The organism is Sphingomonas sp. CV7422 (genome assembly GCF_027945725.1).
In the GTDB taxonomy this organism is placed as follows: domain Bacteria; phylum Pseudomonadota; class Alphaproteobacteria; order Sphingomonadales; family Sphingomonadaceae; genus Sphingomonas; species Sphingomonas kyungheensis.
The window spans coordinates 1540313-1556462 of record NZ_CP115900.1 but is presented as its reverse complement, the minus strand read 5'-3'; the positions used below and the strand labels follow the sequence as shown (position 1 = coordinate 1556462).

General features: G+C 64.3%; 15 protein-coding genes and 1 tRNA gene. 11 read left to right on the top strand and 5 right to left on the bottom strand.

The features are described 5' to 3' along the window. Nucleotides 1-19: 19 nt before the first annotated feature. The 8 genes from PBN85_RS07520 to PBN85_RS07485 all read left to right on the top strand — a co-directional run bounded on the left by PBN85_RS07520 (nucleotide 20) and on the right by PBN85_RS07485 (nucleotide 7579). A complete protein-coding gene (locus tag PBN85_RS07520) occupies nucleotides 20-2626 on the top strand; it encodes an SGNH/GDSL hydrolase family protein (RefSeq protein WP_271300629.1) in 2607 nt (868 codons plus the stop codon). Next, complete coding sequence (locus tag PBN85_RS07515) at nucleotides 2623-3165, top strand: hypothetical protein (RefSeq protein ID WP_271300628.1); 543 nt, start codon at nucleotides 2623-2625, stop codon at nucleotides 3163-3165. The genes PBN85_RS07520 and PBN85_RS07515 overlap by 4 nt, the downstream gene beginning before the upstream one ends. Then, nucleotides 3162-3587: a hypothetical protein gene (locus tag PBN85_RS07510; protein ID WP_271300627.1), complete on the top strand. Its 426-nt coding sequence runs from the start codon at nucleotides 3162-3164 to the stop codon at nucleotides 3585-3587. Before PBN85_RS07515 ends, PBN85_RS07510 begins: the two co-directional genes overlap by 4 nt. Nucleotides 3588-3832: 245 nt before the next feature. Further along, nucleotides 3833-4483 carry a hypothetical protein gene (locus tag PBN85_RS07505; protein ID WP_271300626.1) on the top strand — a complete coding sequence of 217 codons (651 nt, stop codon included), beginning with the start codon at nucleotides 3833-3835 and terminating at the stop codon, nucleotides 4481-4483. A gap of 120 nt (nucleotides 4484-4603) precedes the next feature. After that, nucleotides 4604-4978 carry a hypothetical protein gene (locus PBN85_RS07500; protein WP_271300625.1) on the top strand — a complete coding sequence of 125 codons (375 nt, stop codon included), beginning with the start codon at nucleotides 4604-4606 and terminating at the stop codon, nucleotides 4976-4978. Further along, nucleotides 4975-5214, top strand: a complete 240-nt coding sequence (locus tag PBN85_RS07495; protein ID WP_271300624.1) for a hypothetical protein — start codon at nucleotides 4975-4977, stop codon at nucleotides 5212-5214. Before PBN85_RS07500 ends, PBN85_RS07495 begins: the two co-directional genes overlap by 4 nt. A gap of 33 nt (nucleotides 5215-5247) precedes the next feature. Next, nucleotides 5248-5655 (top strand): hypothetical protein, encoded by a 408-nt coding sequence (locus tag PBN85_RS07490; protein WP_271300623.1) that lies wholly within the window; start codon nucleotides 5248-5250, stop codon nucleotides 5653-5655. A 25-nt stretch (nucleotides 5656-5680) separates the two neighbouring features. After that, nucleotides 5681-7579 (top strand): phage fiber-tail adaptor protein, encoded by a 1899-nt coding sequence (locus PBN85_RS07485; protein WP_271300622.1) that lies wholly within the window; start codon nucleotides 5681-5683, stop codon nucleotides 7577-7579. Nucleotides 7580-7604: 25 nt separating this feature from the next. Here PBN85_RS07485 and PBN85_RS07480 read toward each other — a convergent pair whose 3' ends face one another. Both PBN85_RS07480 and PBN85_RS07475 read right to left on the bottom strand, forming a co-directional pair. Then, entirely contained in the window at nucleotides 7605-8774 is a 1170-nt protein-coding gene (locus PBN85_RS07480; protein WP_271300621.1) for a glycosyltransferase, read from the bottom strand. Nucleotides 8775-8951: 177 nt separating this feature from the next. Continuing rightward, the gene (locus PBN85_RS07475; protein ID WP_271300620.1) at nucleotides 8952-9137 is read right to left on the bottom strand and encodes a hypothetical protein; all 186 of its coding nucleotides are present in this window, start codon (nucleotides 9135-9137) and stop codon (nucleotides 8952-8954) included. A gap of 44 nt (nucleotides 9138-9181) precedes the next feature. Here PBN85_RS07475 and PBN85_RS07470 point away from each other — a divergent pair, with 44 nt between their 5' ends. Continuing rightward, nucleotides 9182-9466, top strand: coding sequence for a hypothetical protein (locus tag PBN85_RS07470; protein ID WP_271300619.1), 285 nt, complete (start codon nucleotides 9182-9184; stop codon nucleotides 9464-9466). Between the two features lie 422 nt (nucleotides 9467-9888). On the opposite strand, the gene PBN85_RS07465 is transcribed toward PBN85_RS07470, so the two are convergent. Next, entirely contained in the window at nucleotides 9889-10578 is a 690-nt protein-coding gene (locus PBN85_RS07465) for a hypothetical protein (RefSeq protein ID WP_271300618.1), read from the bottom strand. Further along, complete coding sequence (locus PBN85_RS07460) at nucleotides 10578-11264, bottom strand: hypothetical protein (RefSeq protein WP_271300617.1); 687 nt, start codon at nucleotides 11262-11264, stop codon at nucleotides 10578-10580. Before PBN85_RS07460 ends, PBN85_RS07465 begins: the two co-directional genes overlap by 1 nt. Nucleotides 11265-11282: 18 nt before the next feature. Here PBN85_RS07460 and PBN85_RS07455 point away from each other — a divergent pair. Both PBN85_RS07455 and PBN85_RS07450 read left to right on the top strand, forming a co-directional pair. Next, nucleotides 11283-11384, top strand: a tRNA-Lys gene (locus PBN85_RS07455). 401 nt (nucleotides 11385-11785) lie between these two features. Then, on the top strand, nucleotides 11786-14605 hold the full coding sequence (locus PBN85_RS07450) for a TonB-dependent receptor (protein ID WP_271300616.1): 2820 nt from the start codon (nucleotides 11786-11788) through the stop codon (nucleotides 14603-14605). Nucleotides 14606-14647: 42 nt separating this feature from the next. On the opposite strand, the gene PBN85_RS07445 is transcribed toward PBN85_RS07450, so the two are convergent. After that, the gene (locus tag PBN85_RS07445) at nucleotides 14648-16150 is read right to left on the bottom strand and encodes an MFS transporter (RefSeq protein WP_271300858.1); all 1503 of its coding nucleotides are present in this window, start codon (nucleotides 16148-16150) and stop codon (nucleotides 14648-14650) included.

Genomic DNA, 16150 nt, shown 5'->3' with positions numbered 1-16150 from the left:
CTCACCCCCGGAGACATCGATGCAAAGTTATGCCGTGACCGCATTGGGTGGTCCACGCTGGCAGGCGCTCAATCAGACGATGCGCTTCGTCGGAGTCGATCTGACCGGAGCGGACTTCCGCCTGCAGGTGCGGGATCGTCCGAACACGCCAGGCACACCTTTGATTGATCTGGCGAAGGTCAGCACGGCCGCGGCCGAAGGTGTCCGCCTTATCAGCGTCGAAGCGGCCGATGGGGTGCCGGTCAGCACGCTCGGCATTCGCATCAACGAAACCACCATGGAGGGTATGCCCTTCAAGGATGATCAAAGCGAAAGCAGCATCTTCGCCTGGGATATGCAGGTCACTCCATCTGGCGGCCAAAAGGCTAAATGGATCGGAGGCGTTTTCGTCGTCGAGGCCGGGGTAACCGGGGCGGACAACGCGCTGCTTTCATCCGGGTATGGCGAGACGGCGAACATGAGCCGTTCCCAATTGGTAGCGGGCAGTTCGACTTTCGCGATCGGCGATCTTGTCATCTCGGTGACGCTGGCGGGTGCGCAGGGCCCCCCAGGCAAGCCCTCCGGGCCACTTGGTGCGGGCGCGGTAGATGCGGAGACCATCAGCGATGAGACTGATGAACGTCGAGCCATGCGGCAAAAGCTCGGGCTATCTGTGCCGACGGTCAATGACCTCCGATCGACCAACGGCTTTGACGGCGACACGGTACGCGTCGAAGACCGAATCGGCAGCTATCGTCGCCTGCCGAGCCCGCTCTCGCGTCGCGAAGATAACGGCGGAGATTATATCCTCGACAGCGCGGGGCGGGCCTGGAGCTTCGCAGGTCGGATTGGCGACATACGCCCCGACCTTCCCAGTGCCGGGCAAATCATCGGCACGGCAGCACGTGGCGCGGCGGTAACGATCGGCTGCATCGGTGATAGCACGACCGATGGCGCACTGACGACCAGCTCGACCGCCAATCCTACCAACGGCGCCAGCCAGACCTGGGGCGTGATCCCGGCTGCATCGACGAACCACACCGACGAAGCCCCGAATGCGTGGCCTGCGGTGTTGCGCCAGATCCTGCGGGACCACTACGGCAACGGCAACATCCAAGTCTGGAACGGCGGATATGGCGGCCAGTCGCTGCTCGGCGACAGCTACTGGGCGGCGCACTGGTATGCGACGATCTTCGCGGGCAACCCGAATTACGGGTCGGCGCCCAATCTGACGCTGATCATGTTCGGGCTCAACGATGCGAACACAGGCTCGGCGACAATGGTGTCCGACTATCTTCGAGGCCTTGGCGCGCTGTGCGGCGCGGCGCGCGGCGCGGGCTCGGTACCGGTCGTCATGCTTCCCCTGTCGGTGATCAATCCCGGCTATTCCGTCCGGCAGCTGCGGGAGCTCGTCCCGGCGGTGCGCCGCTGGTGTCGCGATCAGGGTGTCGAGATGATTGACAGTCATGCCGCCAGCACGCGCTACTGGGCGATCAACGGCCGCGTGAAGATGGCAGTCGAGGTAGCCGACTTCGTGCATCCCGGTGACCGTTTCCACGGCTTCCTGGCGGGCTTCGTCGCCACCCAGCTATGCGCAGATATTCGGCAAATCCGTGCCGATGCCGAAGGGATCGGGGCATTTGAAGTTTGGGCGGACGCGCTCGTCCAAACGCCAACTGTCAACCTTGCAGCCGACGCCCGCTACGGCGCCTGGACCAACACTGCCGGGTTCACCAACGTCGACCAGATCGATGCTTTCGTCTGGATCGACGAGGTCGATTATCTCGCCCACATTCGCATGTTTTCCGGCGCCGTCAGCGGCTCGCTTCAGATTGCCGACCTGCCGCGCGTGCGGGTCACCTCTGCCGACGCCTACCGCCTCGCCGAGGCGACTTATCTTGATCGGCGATTGTGCCTCGGCGATCGAGGAGCACCGTTCAACTATCTGGCCGATCTACCAATCGAGCTGGGGAGGCTACGCTACGGCCTGAACCGTATCCGGGTGACGCTTCCCGGTACGACCAAGATGGCATGCCAATTCGAAAGCCTGGAGTTTACCCGCTCAGGGCTGCCGGCGCGTGAATATCAGGTCCGTGCGAACGCCTATGTGCGCGACAGAAGGGAACTGCGAGGACGCGGGGCACTGACGGCGGGCAGTCATCTCGAGCTGCCTCCCGAAAGCCATCTCACTGGCGCCACGTCTGTCGTCTCGTTCGGACTTGTCGGCGACAAGGTCGAGGCGGCCATCTCGCTGACGGGCGCGACCGGTAGCGGGGTGAACCTCCTGACCGTTCTGGCCGATGATGGTCGCCGCATCAGCTACGGCGCTACGAAAGACGCGGATGGCGTCCACGCCTATGTGACGAACACGGAAGCAGGCAGCAGCGCGTCAATCGGCGTGGTGCCGCATCCTGGCGGTACCGAACCTGCCTCGGCGGATCTCCGGGCGATATACTCGCTGGGAAACGATCTGCAGCCACAAATCCAGCTCTACTATGGTGCCGCACTCGTCGCGACATTCAAAAACCTTGGTGGCTTCACCATCCCCGTCGCAGGCCGCATTGGCGGCGCATATTCGCCCGACGCCGCAACGGTCACCGGCGATGTCGTATATGCGATCAACCTCTTGCGCAGTGCTGCGGCATGATCGCCATGAATAACACGAGCTTCGCGGCGCAGGCTGTAGCGAAGGGGCCGGCGACGATTGCCCCTCCATCGTTCGACGGTCATGGCTGGTTGGTGGTCTTGAACCTCGCCGGTTTCACCGCGGGCTTCGTCATCTCGCTCATGGTGGCGCTGAAGATGGCTCGCGACATATGGCAGCACCGCGGCGTCGACAAACTGCACCATCCCGTCACGATCTGGCGGGCGTTCGGCGGCACGGTCAGCCTCGCAATGGCGATTCGCTTTGGGCCCGCAGCGATGGTCCTCTGGGGCTGGAATCCGGAAAAGGCGCACGCGACGGGCTGGCTGCTCACTTTTCAGAGGTTCACCGATCCCATCGCCTTTACACTGGGCCTGCTCGCCCTCGCACTCTTCGAAATCTCTGGTCGATCCATGGCCGATCACCTCCGCAAGGTGCCGCTACCGACGCGCCTCTGGGCGTCCCGGCATCAGCTGAAGCGGCCCACCTGTATCTTCCTCCTCAGCCTGATCGCGGCGATCGGCGTGGTCTCCACGAGATGATGTGGCGGTCGATCGCGACGGTCGGCGCCGTCCTCCCTGCGGCTGCGGCCGCGCTCGCAAAGGACAAGGCAGCTACCGTGACCGAGTCCGTCCCCGTCGTATGGCATTTCGTCGGCTATCCGTTCGAGGCCGGCAGCATGATTGCCGGACTGTGCGCATGTCTCGCTGTGCGCTTCTACGTCAGCCAGGAGGACCGCAAGGATCACCGCTGGAACGTCGACCTCCCCGTCTCCGTGCTGACGCTGCTCTTCACCGCCGGCATGATCATCCGGCTACGACCTGAGCCGTTCTGGGCGCTGGTCTACGGGACGGGTCTGGGCTCTGCCGGCGTGCTGATCATCAGCGCATGCCTTGCCTGGGTGAAGCGTGGGAGCGACCTGTTCCAGCCGCCCCAGGCGCCGCCCAGCAAGCCCGAGGGGTAACGCGCTCCGTTCGCTTAGTTGCCACCAACGACGGAGCGCGGCTCGGTCTGATGACACCGAACATCTGCAGGATGTCGCAAGCTCTTACGTAGATCAAGGCGAGCGCTGCCATTTCGCATCCAACGGTGGGCATAACGCGCCCCGCCTTACGCTTGGAGAGAGCTGGGCGGGGCGCGAGGCGAAGGGGGTGCCAGCGCCTTAGGTCAACCTAGCGCACCCAATTTATGAAATCAAAGGAACGACCTATGACGACGGCACCTGCGCCGGCGATCGCAGCGCCGCGCGCGCTCGCACGCCCCAAGGCGTTCTTCGATCGCATCCGGCCCATGTTCGCAGGCGGCGCGATCAACGCCGCGCAGCTGGCCGGCATCCAGTGCAAGCTGGACGCTTTCGGCGCGGCGGGCTGTCCGATCGCCTACGTCGCATACGGGCTGGCGACGTCGTTCTGGGAGACGGCGCAGACCATGCGTCCGGTACCCGAGATCGGCCGCGGACGCGGCAAGGCCTATGGCGTACCTGGCAAGCATGGCGGGCAGATCGCCTACGGCCGCGGCGACGTGCAGCTGACCTGGGATTACAATTACGCAAAGGCCGACGCCGAGCTCGGCCTGAAGGGCGCACTGATCGGCAACTATGACCGGGCGCTTGAGCCGATGATTTCGGCGCGCATCATGGTCGAGGGCATGCTCGAAGGCTGGTTCACCGGCAAACGGCTGGCCAACTATCTGCCGTCGACCGGCTTCGCCAGCCTCGCGCAGTTTACCCAGGCACGCCGCATCATCAACGGGACCGATCGCGCCGCGCAGATCGCCGCGCTCGCCGCGCAGTTTCAGGACGCGCTGGCGGACGGCGGGTGGACCGCTCGTCCTGCTGTGCCGCCCGCGCCGCGCGCCTGAGCCGCATCCACACCGCCACCAACCATTTCGCCAGCCGTACCATGCCGCCCCTCTACCGGGCCGCGGCTCGCCGGTGGCTGAACCATCCCGTCACCACAGGTTCACCCAAGGAGCATCATCATGAAAATCAAGCTGCCGACGTTCATCGCCAAGCTGTTTCGCTCGAGCGAGGCGCAGGAGGTGATCGAAGTCGCCGTCACCGCCACGCAGAAGGCTGTTGCGCTGCTGATGACGCTGCCGATCGCGCAGGTTGTCCGTGACGACATCCAGACCATCAACAACGGCAGCCTGTCCGGGCAGCAGAAGTTCGACGTCGTGCTCGGCAAGACGCTGCCCGCGCTCGTCGATCTACTGGAAGGCCAGGGTCTCGACGTGCTGGTCAAGGACGTTGAGGACATCGGCCGCGGGCTGGTGCAGGCGATCTACAACGAGACCGCGTCCACCCGCGCCGGCGGCATCGCGCTTCGCATCCTCGCGCTGTTCGGCATCCGGTGAGCGGCAACGGCCGCGTCGTCGACGTCGAAGCCGGCACCGTCCCGAACACCAACGAGGCGGCGCGGCGCGTGCTGGTCGACCGGCCGAACGATCAGCGCCTGCTGTTCTACATCCCGATCGGCGACGACCCGCCCATAGGCTCGACGATCGTCTGGGGTCCGAGACACGCATGGTGGCCCGGCCACCGCGTCCGCAAGCTCAGCAACGAGATCGATCCGGACGCCCCGCTGCTCTGACGATCACCCTTCCCCACCTCAAGGACCATCACGATGACCATCCAGCTTTCTACCGCCGTCCGCAATGCGCTGCTCGACTCGATCGAAACGGCGGTTGGCGCGTCCCCCGTCCTGAAGATTCGCACCGGCGCGGCGCCAGCGAGCCCGGCCGCGGCCGACAGCGGCACCGTCGTGGCGACGATCGCCCTACCCGCCGACTGGATGGCGAATGCCAGCGGCGGCACGAAGGCCATGCAGGGCACCTGGGCGGATGATGCCGCCGACGCGTCCGGCACCGCTGCTCACTATCGGATCTACGCGGCTGACGGGACGACCTGCCACCTGCAGGGCACGGTTACCGCGACGGGCGGCGGCGGCGACATGACGGTCGACAACACCAATTTCGCCGCGGGGCAGAAGTTCTCGGTCACCGGCTATACGCTGACCGCCCCGAACGCCTGATTTCGACGGCCGGGAGAACGACCGCATGGCGCACCTCTGGACGCCCCAAGACCTCCCGGCCGACTTCAAGCTCGGGTGGTATCACTTCCCCGACAGCAGCACGGTCACGCTAGACGCGAACGGCAAAATCGCGTCGATTGAGAACAAATTCGACAACGGGTCTCGGCCGTGCGCCACGGCGGACGCGACCAAGCGCCACCTGCTCCGGCAATATAACGGCTTCGACACCGCCTTCAGCGATACCACCAGCTACGGCGGTATCCTGATGACGAACACGTCAGGGCTACCAACCGGCAACGCCGACCTGTGCATGATCTTCATCCAAGCGCCGCAGGACGGGGTCGTCGGCGGCTACAAGGGCGGGACAAACTACTGGGTCGACAACCCGTATCCCGATTACCGGATGCGGACCGACAAGGGTGATTACACGCTCACCGGCACCACCAACAACTCGACGCTGCACGTCCTCATCGTGAACCGGAAGTCCGGCACCTCGACGTTTCGCGTCGACGGCATGGCGCGCGGTTCGCAGACCCCGTCCGGCGGCTATAACACCACCCTCGGCACCTTCGGCATCAAGGGCGCCGACACCAACTATTACGTTCAGAAGGGCTCGTCGCTCGGCGCGATCGTCGGCAAGCGCGCGGCGACCGCGGACGAAATGTACCTGATCGAGAAATGGTACTCGACCTTCACCGGGCAGACCGTCCAGTCAGATAACCCGTACATCAACGGGCTGCCGATGGTCGCTGACGCTAGCGACTCGACCGGTGTGACTGGAACGGCAGCGACGACGCTGACGGCGGTGGCCGCGGCATCGACTGCGCTGCTCGCGATCGCTGGCGCGGCTGCGATCACACTTTCGCCTGTCAGCAGCACCGCTGCGGGTAGCGCGCCGATCGCGGCCCAAGCCTCATCTGCGCTGGGCCCGATCGGCGCGGCTGGCGCCGGGGGCCTAGCAGTTTCCGGCAGCGGCGCGGCGGCGCCCGGGACGATTACCGGCGCGGCGGCGGGCGCCCTACCCATCACCGGCACCGGTGCGGCGCAGATCGGCAGCGTTACGGCGGCGGCGAGCGGCAGCCTCCCCGTCTCCGGCGCGGGATCGGCGACATTGGGCCCGGTCACCAGCACCTCGGCGTCGCGTGCCGACATTTCGGGAACGGCCTCGGCGACCTTGGGCCCGGTGATTGCCAGTGGAACCGGCGGCACCGGTCAGCTGACGACCGGGCAAGCCGCGATCGTCCTCGCGCCAGTGACGGCAGCGGCTGCCGGCGCGCTGCCGGTGTCGGCCGCGGCTGCCACGTCCCTCGGCGCGATCACGGCGGCGGGTGGCGGTCAGCTGGCGGCGCGCGGCCAGGCGGCGGCAACGCTCGGCGCTGTCACCGTGGCGGCGGTTGGCTCAGCGCCGCGCGCCGCGCGCGCCGCGGCGCAGCTGGCGCCGATCGGTGCGGTCGCGGCCGGGTCGCTGCCGATCGCCGGCATCGGGGCGGCGACGCTCGGGCCAATCACGATCGCGGCAACCGCCATCGGCGATCCCGACCGCCCGGTCGGCCCCGCCATCATCCTGCCGCAGCATCGCTTCGTCGTCCCCGCGCGCCAGCGATCCTTCACCGTGCCGCGCCGGTCGCGCGCCTTCATCATCCGCAAGGGCATCTGCATGTCGTCGATCACGAAATATCCGGCCGAGGAGCGGCAGTATCAGGCGGACTGGACGGCGGACTTGGCTGGACAGACCATCACGGGCGATCCGGCCGCGACCAGCAGCGATCCGACGTTGACCGTCGACGGGGTTGATATGGCAGGCGCGATCATGAAATACTGGCTGCGCGGAGGCACATCGGGGCGGGCCGCCACGATCACCTTTGTCGCGCCGACCAGCGGCGGCGAGGATCTCGTCTTCCAGCAGACGGTAATCGTCTATTGAGACAGTGCCCGCAGCGCGGCAAGCCTTACGCCGCGCGTGCCGTTAGAAGGTGATCGTCAGGGTCTTGCTCCAAAGACGTCCCATCAGTTTTGATCACCGCATGTAGCGCCTGACGCTGCCGCTCGTTCCAGCGTGAGGACGCCCGCAGCGCAGCGCTTGATTGGATGGCGCGCCGCTCTGCATCATCAAAGAGGAGGATCAGCTCGTCCGCAAATCGCTGATCGTCGCCTGCGACCGTCACACCGTCGATGAACTCGGCAGTCAGCCCTTCGGCCCCAAGCTCGGTGCTGACACACGGCACGCCCATCCTCATGGCGTCGAGGAGTTTAATTTTGATGCCAGTTCCTTTGACGATATAGTTCGCCAATACCGGAGCCTCTGCCAAGGCTTCAGCCACGACAGGAACCCTACCCCGCTTGATGATAAAGGGGCAGTCGGGCACTGCTCGGCCAACGTCACCAATGACGTGAAGCTTGAAGCTTGGTCGTTTGGCCAAGACCAACGGCATGACGCGGTCGACCAATGCTCGCAGCGACTCGTTATTGGCTTCGAAGTAAGAGCCAATGAAAGAGGCTCCGGCGCACCGCTCAGTGCTGACCTCCACCTGATCCGCAACGATGTGGCTGACCGTTATCACCTTCGTAGCCGCGTCTGAGGCAAGCAGCGTCCGAAACTCTGTGGCCTCGCGATCTTGTATAGCGATCACAGCATCGGCCCGTGACAACCCTCTTCGTTGGGCGCTAGGCGTGAACTCCCGAGAGAACGAATCGTGAGTATCGATTAACTTATAAGCGCCCGCGGGCACCCACTCAAGAATTTTTGAAAAGTGAACGTATTCGACAATGACAATATCCGGGTCGACTGATTCAATCACCTCCCGACAAGCCCCTTCGAGCGATTTATCGAAGAGATAGTCGACGTTATCCGATGCTATTGTAGTTAGAAACTTAGTTAGTATTTTTCGCCGCAATATATTGGCATTGAAAACCAGTTCGCCTAGCTTGCTACGCCGCAACTGCACAAATCGATCGCCACCGAAGAAAGCTTTATGAGCCTCTATGTCGATGTCTCGGGATTGGCGGGACGGAATCAAAGCGAATGCCACGTCGTGACAGCTCTGTAATTCTGCGGCGAAGGTTCGTATACGCTGCCTATTTCCGCCGTATGCCGGGGCAATCGGGATCTTGGAAAGCATCAATACTTTTAGCCTGCGTGGAGGCGCGCTTAGACCCGGTCCAACGCTGGTCGACTCGACGAATTGCATACCCCCGCCCCCGGCTATACTTGATCTCTCGTTAAGCATCTTGAAGTTGGACGTAAAGCGCTCTTATCCCAGAATAAAACAACCAAAACGAAGCTAAACGGCGGTCCCTCACATACTGAGCGCTTGCCGGGCGGCTACGGCAAGCTCGCGGAACGCGGCCTGCCACGTCGCGCCGGCCTCCTCCCACGGAATGTGGTCCTCAAGATTGGCGATCCGGCTGTCCCACAGCTTCTCGGCGAGGTGCTCGTTGACGGCCTCGACGTCGTTGCTGGTGCAGAGGCGGCAGCGTGCCATTGCGAATCTCTTGCGTTGTTGTTCCTGTTACGTTCCATAGCGCAATGCAGCGGCAACAGCGAATCACGGTCGAGCTTGCGGTGCAAATCCTGCGCGACGCGATGACGTCCGGCGCGCAGATCGCACCGGATGACGCGACGATCCGCCTCGCGCTGCGATACCTATGGCCGCACTGCCCGGAGCGATGGCCACTGGTGCAATTTTGGGAGGGCGGCCTTCAGGCGCACGAAATAGGCCGCGGTCAGTCGATGACGGCTTCGTTCAACGGCATCATTCGGCAGCTGCGCCGATCTGGTGCCTGGTCGGACGGCATGGATCAGTCGCGGTGACGTCCCAGCCACGCCAGAAATAGGACGGCAGCAACGAACGCCGCTGCGAACGCGAGAAAGACGAGAGATTCGGTTGGCACGCCGCGCCGGCTATCGGAACATCGCGCCCCGCGCAAAGCCTGCCGGGGCAAGCTGCCATCGATCGACGGTCAACGCCACGGGGATCGACGTCCCCAGCTAAGCCCGCGTCATCAGCCTCATAGCGCTGGCTCCCACGGATCGCGCGCGCCCAGCTTCCGCTCGTTTGGCGACTCCGATTCATTCAGCGCTAGCGATGTTCTACCTTTGTTCCGGAGCGTGCAACTCTTTGTCGATGCTGCAACGCAAGCCTCATAGGCTTATTTTACGAGTATGGGCGGCGGTCCACCCCTTGGTTATGGGGCGCCCGGTTAGGCAATAGGCTCGCCGGGTCTCTCCTAACGTCAATCTGGAAGCTGACGAGCCATATCCTCCAAATACGCTGCCGCTTCGTCCACCGGATTAACGCCAGCCAACATGCCATGATCCAAGGCTACGGCTGTATGTCTGTGGGCTGGGGTGTAGCGGCCTCCCAGACGGCGCTGCATTTCATGGCGGAGTGCAAGGGCCTCAGGCCGAAAGCGTTCATTAAATTCGGCTGTGTCCTGGGCTGATTGGGCCATCATTTTCCGAGTGCCTTCCTCCCATTCCTCCCTGTTACGAGATGGCAAATAGATAGTGGCGCTCCTCCGCTCTGCGTAGTCCAAAGCCCATTCTCGCATACTTCTCGTTAGTTCAAAAACAAGCCGCGCTACTCGACCGTTCGGTTCATTTTCCAAGTTTCGAACGCTTAACATGCGCGTCGGGTTCGCAGCCAGATGAATAGCCATATCATCTAACTTTAAGTGTAGCCTTACAAATTCCTGCTCAGCACTAATCTTAGCTTTGTCAGCCGCGAAACCCTCTGTGATGAGGGCAATCCAGCTTCCCAGAGCAAGAACGGTCATGGCCCCTGCCATGATAACAAAGTCAGTATCGTCGACTTTAAGACTAAGCTGCCATAACGTCGCCCATCCACCGACAATTAGACCGCCTATAGCGGCCCAAGACTTCGCGGAAAACGCATGGCTGAGGAGGCGCTTCAAAAACGGCATCATATGGCGTTAGCGCTATTAAAGCTGGCCGCAAAGGGAGATCCACCTAGCAACTCGCCAACCACGTCCGGAAATGGTCGACCTGCTCGCACATGCCTATTGTAGGCGGCGTCATAGTCGAGACCGAGGTCCTCAACAGCCTCGGCGAGCGACACACGCGTGCCGCGATGATCAACCCACACCGTCCGCCGGGTGTTGCGGGCTTGCACCGTATTGGTCACCCATCGGCAGTTACTCGGATGATAGCCGGCGTCATTGTCGCGCCGGTCGATCGTCAGGTCGTCGGCATAGCCATTGCTCATCGCCCAGGCGTAGAAGCGGGGATAGGAGCGCCACTCTTCACACACCGTGATGCCGCGATCCGCATAACCGTGCTGCTTCCAGTAATCGCCCCCCTTGCGGCAGCGTTGGTGCATGTTGTGCCAGATTCGCCATAGGCGCACCTCCGGCCCCGCAGGGCAGGCGGTACTTCGCCGGCGGCGGCATCCGCATGAGGTGCTGCGACCAGACACGAGGGCACCCTTCCGGACACTCCACGGCCGACCACAATCGCACATGCATCGCCACCATGTGACCCCATCGCGGGTGAACTGCTCGACGGTGACAAGCATCCCGATCCGCTGTCCGGCGACGATGATTCGCGGTGCGCCGCTGATCTCTGTCGCCTCATTTTCGCTTTCCGACATGTTCTATCCTGCTAAGAGGGGCGTAGAGGCCTTTCAGGGTCGATTTGTCGGAAAAGCACGAGAGCGGGCCGCTGTCTCTTAATCAGCGGGTCCTTGGTTCGAGCCCAAGTGCGTCCACCACCCCCCTTCCAGATTAGCGACTATCCCTCCCCCGAGAGGCGATGTTGTGTGCGATCGTGCAATCGGTCGCCGGTGGATTTGTCGCGCATAAGCCCGCCCCTCGCGCCCGCTTGGCGCGATCTGAAGCCATCCTCCGTCGTGTTCACGCGCGCGTGCCGCTGGAGGATCGAGCGCACGACCGCTCTCAGCCCCTGCGCCCCTACGTGGATCAGGCCGATCGGGACGCTTTGCGACATTTTTACCAGTGCACCCAAAAATTCGCTGGTGATTGCATGTCTGACATATGCATCGACGTCTTCCGGGAGTAGGCGGCCGACCGGGACGATCACGGCGCGCCGAGCCGGACGCCCTTGGTCGGCTGCACGCGTAACAGTGCAGCCGGTTCGGCTGGAGAGAGACTGATGATTGGTTCGATTGTCCCCAACCGCCTCCCCCGGATGGGCGGCTTTCATGCGACCGTGTCGCTGCTGGCGATGACGCTGGCGAGCGCCACCGCGCAGGCGCAGACCGCGCCCGAGGCGAGCCCGCCGGCGCAGGCCGCGCAGGCCGTGCAGGCGCAGGAGACCAGCGGCGCCACCGCGCCGAGCGGCGATCAGGGACAGGCGGTCGACACCGCGCCCGGCACGCCGTCCGCGGCCGACGACATCGTCGTCACCGGCGTCCGCGCCAGCCTCCAGTCGGCGCAGAACATCAAGCGCAACGCCACGCAGATCGTCGATTCGATCGTCGCCGAGGATATCGGCAAGCTGCCGGACCGGAACATCGCCGAGGCGTTGCAGCGCATCTCCGGGATCCAGATCCAGCGCGCCTTCGGCGAGGGCAGCACGGTCGCGATCCGCGGCCTCACCCAGGTCCGTACCGAGCTCAACGGCCGCGACATCTTCACCGCCAGCGGCTCGAGCAACTCGCTCAGCCTGGAGGATGTGCCCTCCGAACTGCTCGCCGGTATCGACGTCTACAAGAACCCGTCGGCGGATCTGATCGAGGACCAGCTTAGCGGCACGATCAATTTCCGGACCCGCAAGCCGTTCGACTTCGATGGCGCCAAGGCGTCGGCCTCGGTGACCAACACCTATTATGATCTGGCACGTCGCAGCCAGCCGGCGGCATCGCTGCTGCTCAGCGATCGCTGGCAGACCGGCATCGGCGAGATCGGCATCCTCGCCAGCGCCTCCTATCAGAAGACCGCCTTCCGTCAGGACACGATCTCGACCGAGCCCTTCTACACGCTCGACCCGACCAATGCGGGCGACGCCGCGACGCTGGCGACGCTCGGCCGGACCGGGCAGACCACGACGCTGCCGCACGGCACCGGCATCGGTGAGGTGCCGGGCGACCGCCGCCGCTTCGGCGTCGACGTGTCGCTGCAATGGCGGCCGACCGACACGCTCGAATTCACCGGCGAATATTTCCGCAACGACTACAAGCTGCGCAGCTACGGCTACAGCTACTTCGCCTACACCAGCGGCGTCGCGATCACGCCGCTCGCCGGTGCGCCCTTCACCTATGCGCCGAACGGCGATTTCCAGAGCGGCACCTTCGTCGACGTGCCGATCGGCAACAACACGTCGATCGGCGCGCGCCACTCCGTCACCACCGACTATTCGCTCAACGGCAAGTGGAAGCCGACCGACCGGCTGACGATTACCGGCGATTTCCAATATGTCGATTCGAAGACCAACAACCTCAACTCGATCGTCGGGCTGAGCGGCACCGCGACGACGCTGACGCAGGATATCAGTGGCGCCATTCCGTCGTTCCAGATCACCTCGGCCGCCGGCCTCGCCAATCCGGCGACCTACAATTACGGCTTCTACCTCGACGACCTCAACAATTCGAAGGGCACCGACACGGTCGGGCGGCTCGACGGCGAATATCGCTTCGACGGCGGCTTCCTCCGCTCGGTCAAGGCGGGCATCCGCTATGCCGATCGCGCCAACCGGACCAACGACACCGGCTATCGCTATACCGGCCTGACCGGCGCGGCGGGCAATCTGCGCTACGTCGACCTCGGCGACTTCTTCCGCGGCAGCGCCAATCTGTTCGGGGATATCCAGGCCTTCGCCTTGCCGACCGTGCTCGACTATGACGCGACGCGTGCCACGCTCGGCGTGACGACGACGCCGCCCTATCTGCCGAGCGGCACCAACAGCGAGACGCAGAAGACCTATACCGGCTATATCGCCGCCTTCTTCAAGGCGGATACGCTGCCGGTGCCGATCGACGGCAATGTCGGCGTGCGCGTCGTCCGCACCAAGGTGGCGGTCGCCGGCAATTACCAGCAGATCGACCTGATCACCGCGCCCGACGGCACCCAGTCGACCGCGGCGCCGACCTTCACGCCGGTCAGCCAGTCGAACGATTACACGTCGGTGCTGCCGAGCCTCAATCTGCGTGCGCATCTCACCGAGCGGTTGCAGCTGCGGCTCGCCGCCTCGAAGAACATCTCGCGCCCCGACTTCAACCAGCTCAACCCGACGCTGACCATCACCGAGCCGGGTACCGCGCAGATCGACCAGCAGCACACCACCTCGACCGGCAATCCCTATCTGAAGCCGATGAAGTCGAGCAATCTCGATGCCTCGATCGAATGGTATTTCGCGCGCACCGGCTCGCTGTCGGTCGCCGGCTTCTACAAGAACATCTCCAACTACATCCAGACGGTGATTACGCCGCGTACGGTGACGTTCACCGATGGCGTGACCGCGGTCTATGACGTCACCACCTACGACAATGCCAGCAAGGCGAAGGTCAAGGGCGCGGAAATCGCCTATCAGCAGTTCTTCGACTTCCTGCCGGGGGCGCTGAGCGGCCTCGGCATCCAGGCCAATGCGACCTATGTCGATTCCCAGGCGCCGAGCCCGGCCAGTCAGGGCCCGGTGACGCAGCTGTCGCTGGAGGGCCTGTCAAAGTATAACTACAATCTGATCGGCATCTACGAACACGGCCTGATCTCGGCCCGTGCCGCGTATAACTGGCGCAGCAAATATCTGGTGACGACCTCGGCCAATGGCACCGGCAACCTGCCGATCTTCCAGCGGCCGTCGGGGCAGCTCGATGCGTCGATCACCGTCAACGTCACGCCGCATATGTCGCTGACGCTCAACGGCACCAACCTGACCAACACGGTGCGGCGGACCTATTACGGCATCACCACCCGTCCGCGGGATGCGATCATGAGCGATCGGCAGATCGCCGGGGTCGCGCGGATCACCTTCTGATGCGACCGGATGCGCCGGGTCTCCCCCGGCGCATCCCTGTCATCAGGCGAGGCGGGCGCGTTCCACCCGCGTCATCGCCACCGCGGCGATCAGCAGCGCCGCCGCCGCGAAGGCCAGCGTCCAGATCGGGGCGTGCGGGAAGAGATGCTTGGTGATCGACCCCATCACCGTCGCCACCAGCAATTGCGGCACGACGACGAAGACGTTGAACAGCCCCATATAGATGCCGAGCTTGCGCTGCGGCAGGCTGGAGGCGAGGATCGCATAGGGCATGGCGAGAATCGACGCCCAGGCGATGCCGATGCCGATCTCGCTCGCCAGCAGCCAGTGCGGATCGCGCACCACGAAGAAGCTCGCAAAGCCCGCCGCGCCGCATAGCAGCCCGACGATATGCGTGCGCGCCTGCCCGATCCGGCGCGCGAGCAAGGGTAGCAGCGTCAGCGCCGCCACCGCGGCGATGCCGTTATAGGTCGCGAACAGCACGTCGACCCAATTGGCCGCCGCCTGGTAGAGCGGGCTGCGGGCATCGGGCGCGCCATAGAAGGCACCCGCGACGATCGGCGTGGTGTTGATCCACATGATGAACAGCGCCGACCAGCTGAAGAATTGCGCCACCGCAAGCCGCTTCATCAGCACCGGCATGCCGCCGAAATCGCCGACGATATGGCCGAGCATGTCCGCCGCCTGCCCGCCCCGCGCGCGCCGGATCGCGACGATGCTGGCGACGCCGTAGGCGACGAGCAGCGCGCCGAGCAGGTAAAGCTCCTTCTCCAGCCCGAGCAGCGCGACCCCGGCGATCACCAGCGCTCCCGCCGCGATCCAGGCGAGGCTGCCGCCGAGCGGCCGGCGGGCGAGCGCCTGCGTCACCCGCGCCTGATCCTCGGCGTCGGCGGCGGCCTCGCCATCGAAGCGCGCCATCTCCGCCGGACTGTATTCGCGCGTCGTCAGCACCGTCCACAGCACCGCGAGGAACAGGGCCGCGCCGCCGAACCAGAAGGCGTAGCGCACCGTGTCGGGGATGCCGCCCCCGCTCACCACGTTGGACACGCCCGCCTGTTCGAGCAGCCACGGGAAGATCGAGCCGAACACCGCGCCCGCGCCGATGAAGGCGGTCTGCACCGCATAGCCGGCGGCATGCTGATCCTTGTCGAGCATGTCGCCGACGAAAGCACGGAACGGCTCCATGGAGACGTTGAGCGACGCGTCGAGCAGCCACAGCAGCAGCGCCGCCATCAGCAGCCCGGGGCTCTCCGGCATCAACAGCAGCGCGATCGCGGCCAGCACTGCGCCGGCAAGGAAATAGGGTCGCCGCCGCCCCAGTCGACCGAGCCATGTCCGGTCGCTGAGATGGCCGATCACCGGCTGCACCAGCAGACCGGTGAGCGGCGCCGCCACCCAGAGCGCGGGCAGATCGTCGAGACTGGTCCCGAGCGACTGGAAGATCCGGCTCATATTGGCGTTCTGCAACGCGAAGCCGACCTGGATGCCGAAGAATCCGAACGAGATGTTCCAGAGGCCGGCCCAGCTCTGCCGCGGGCGGCGCAG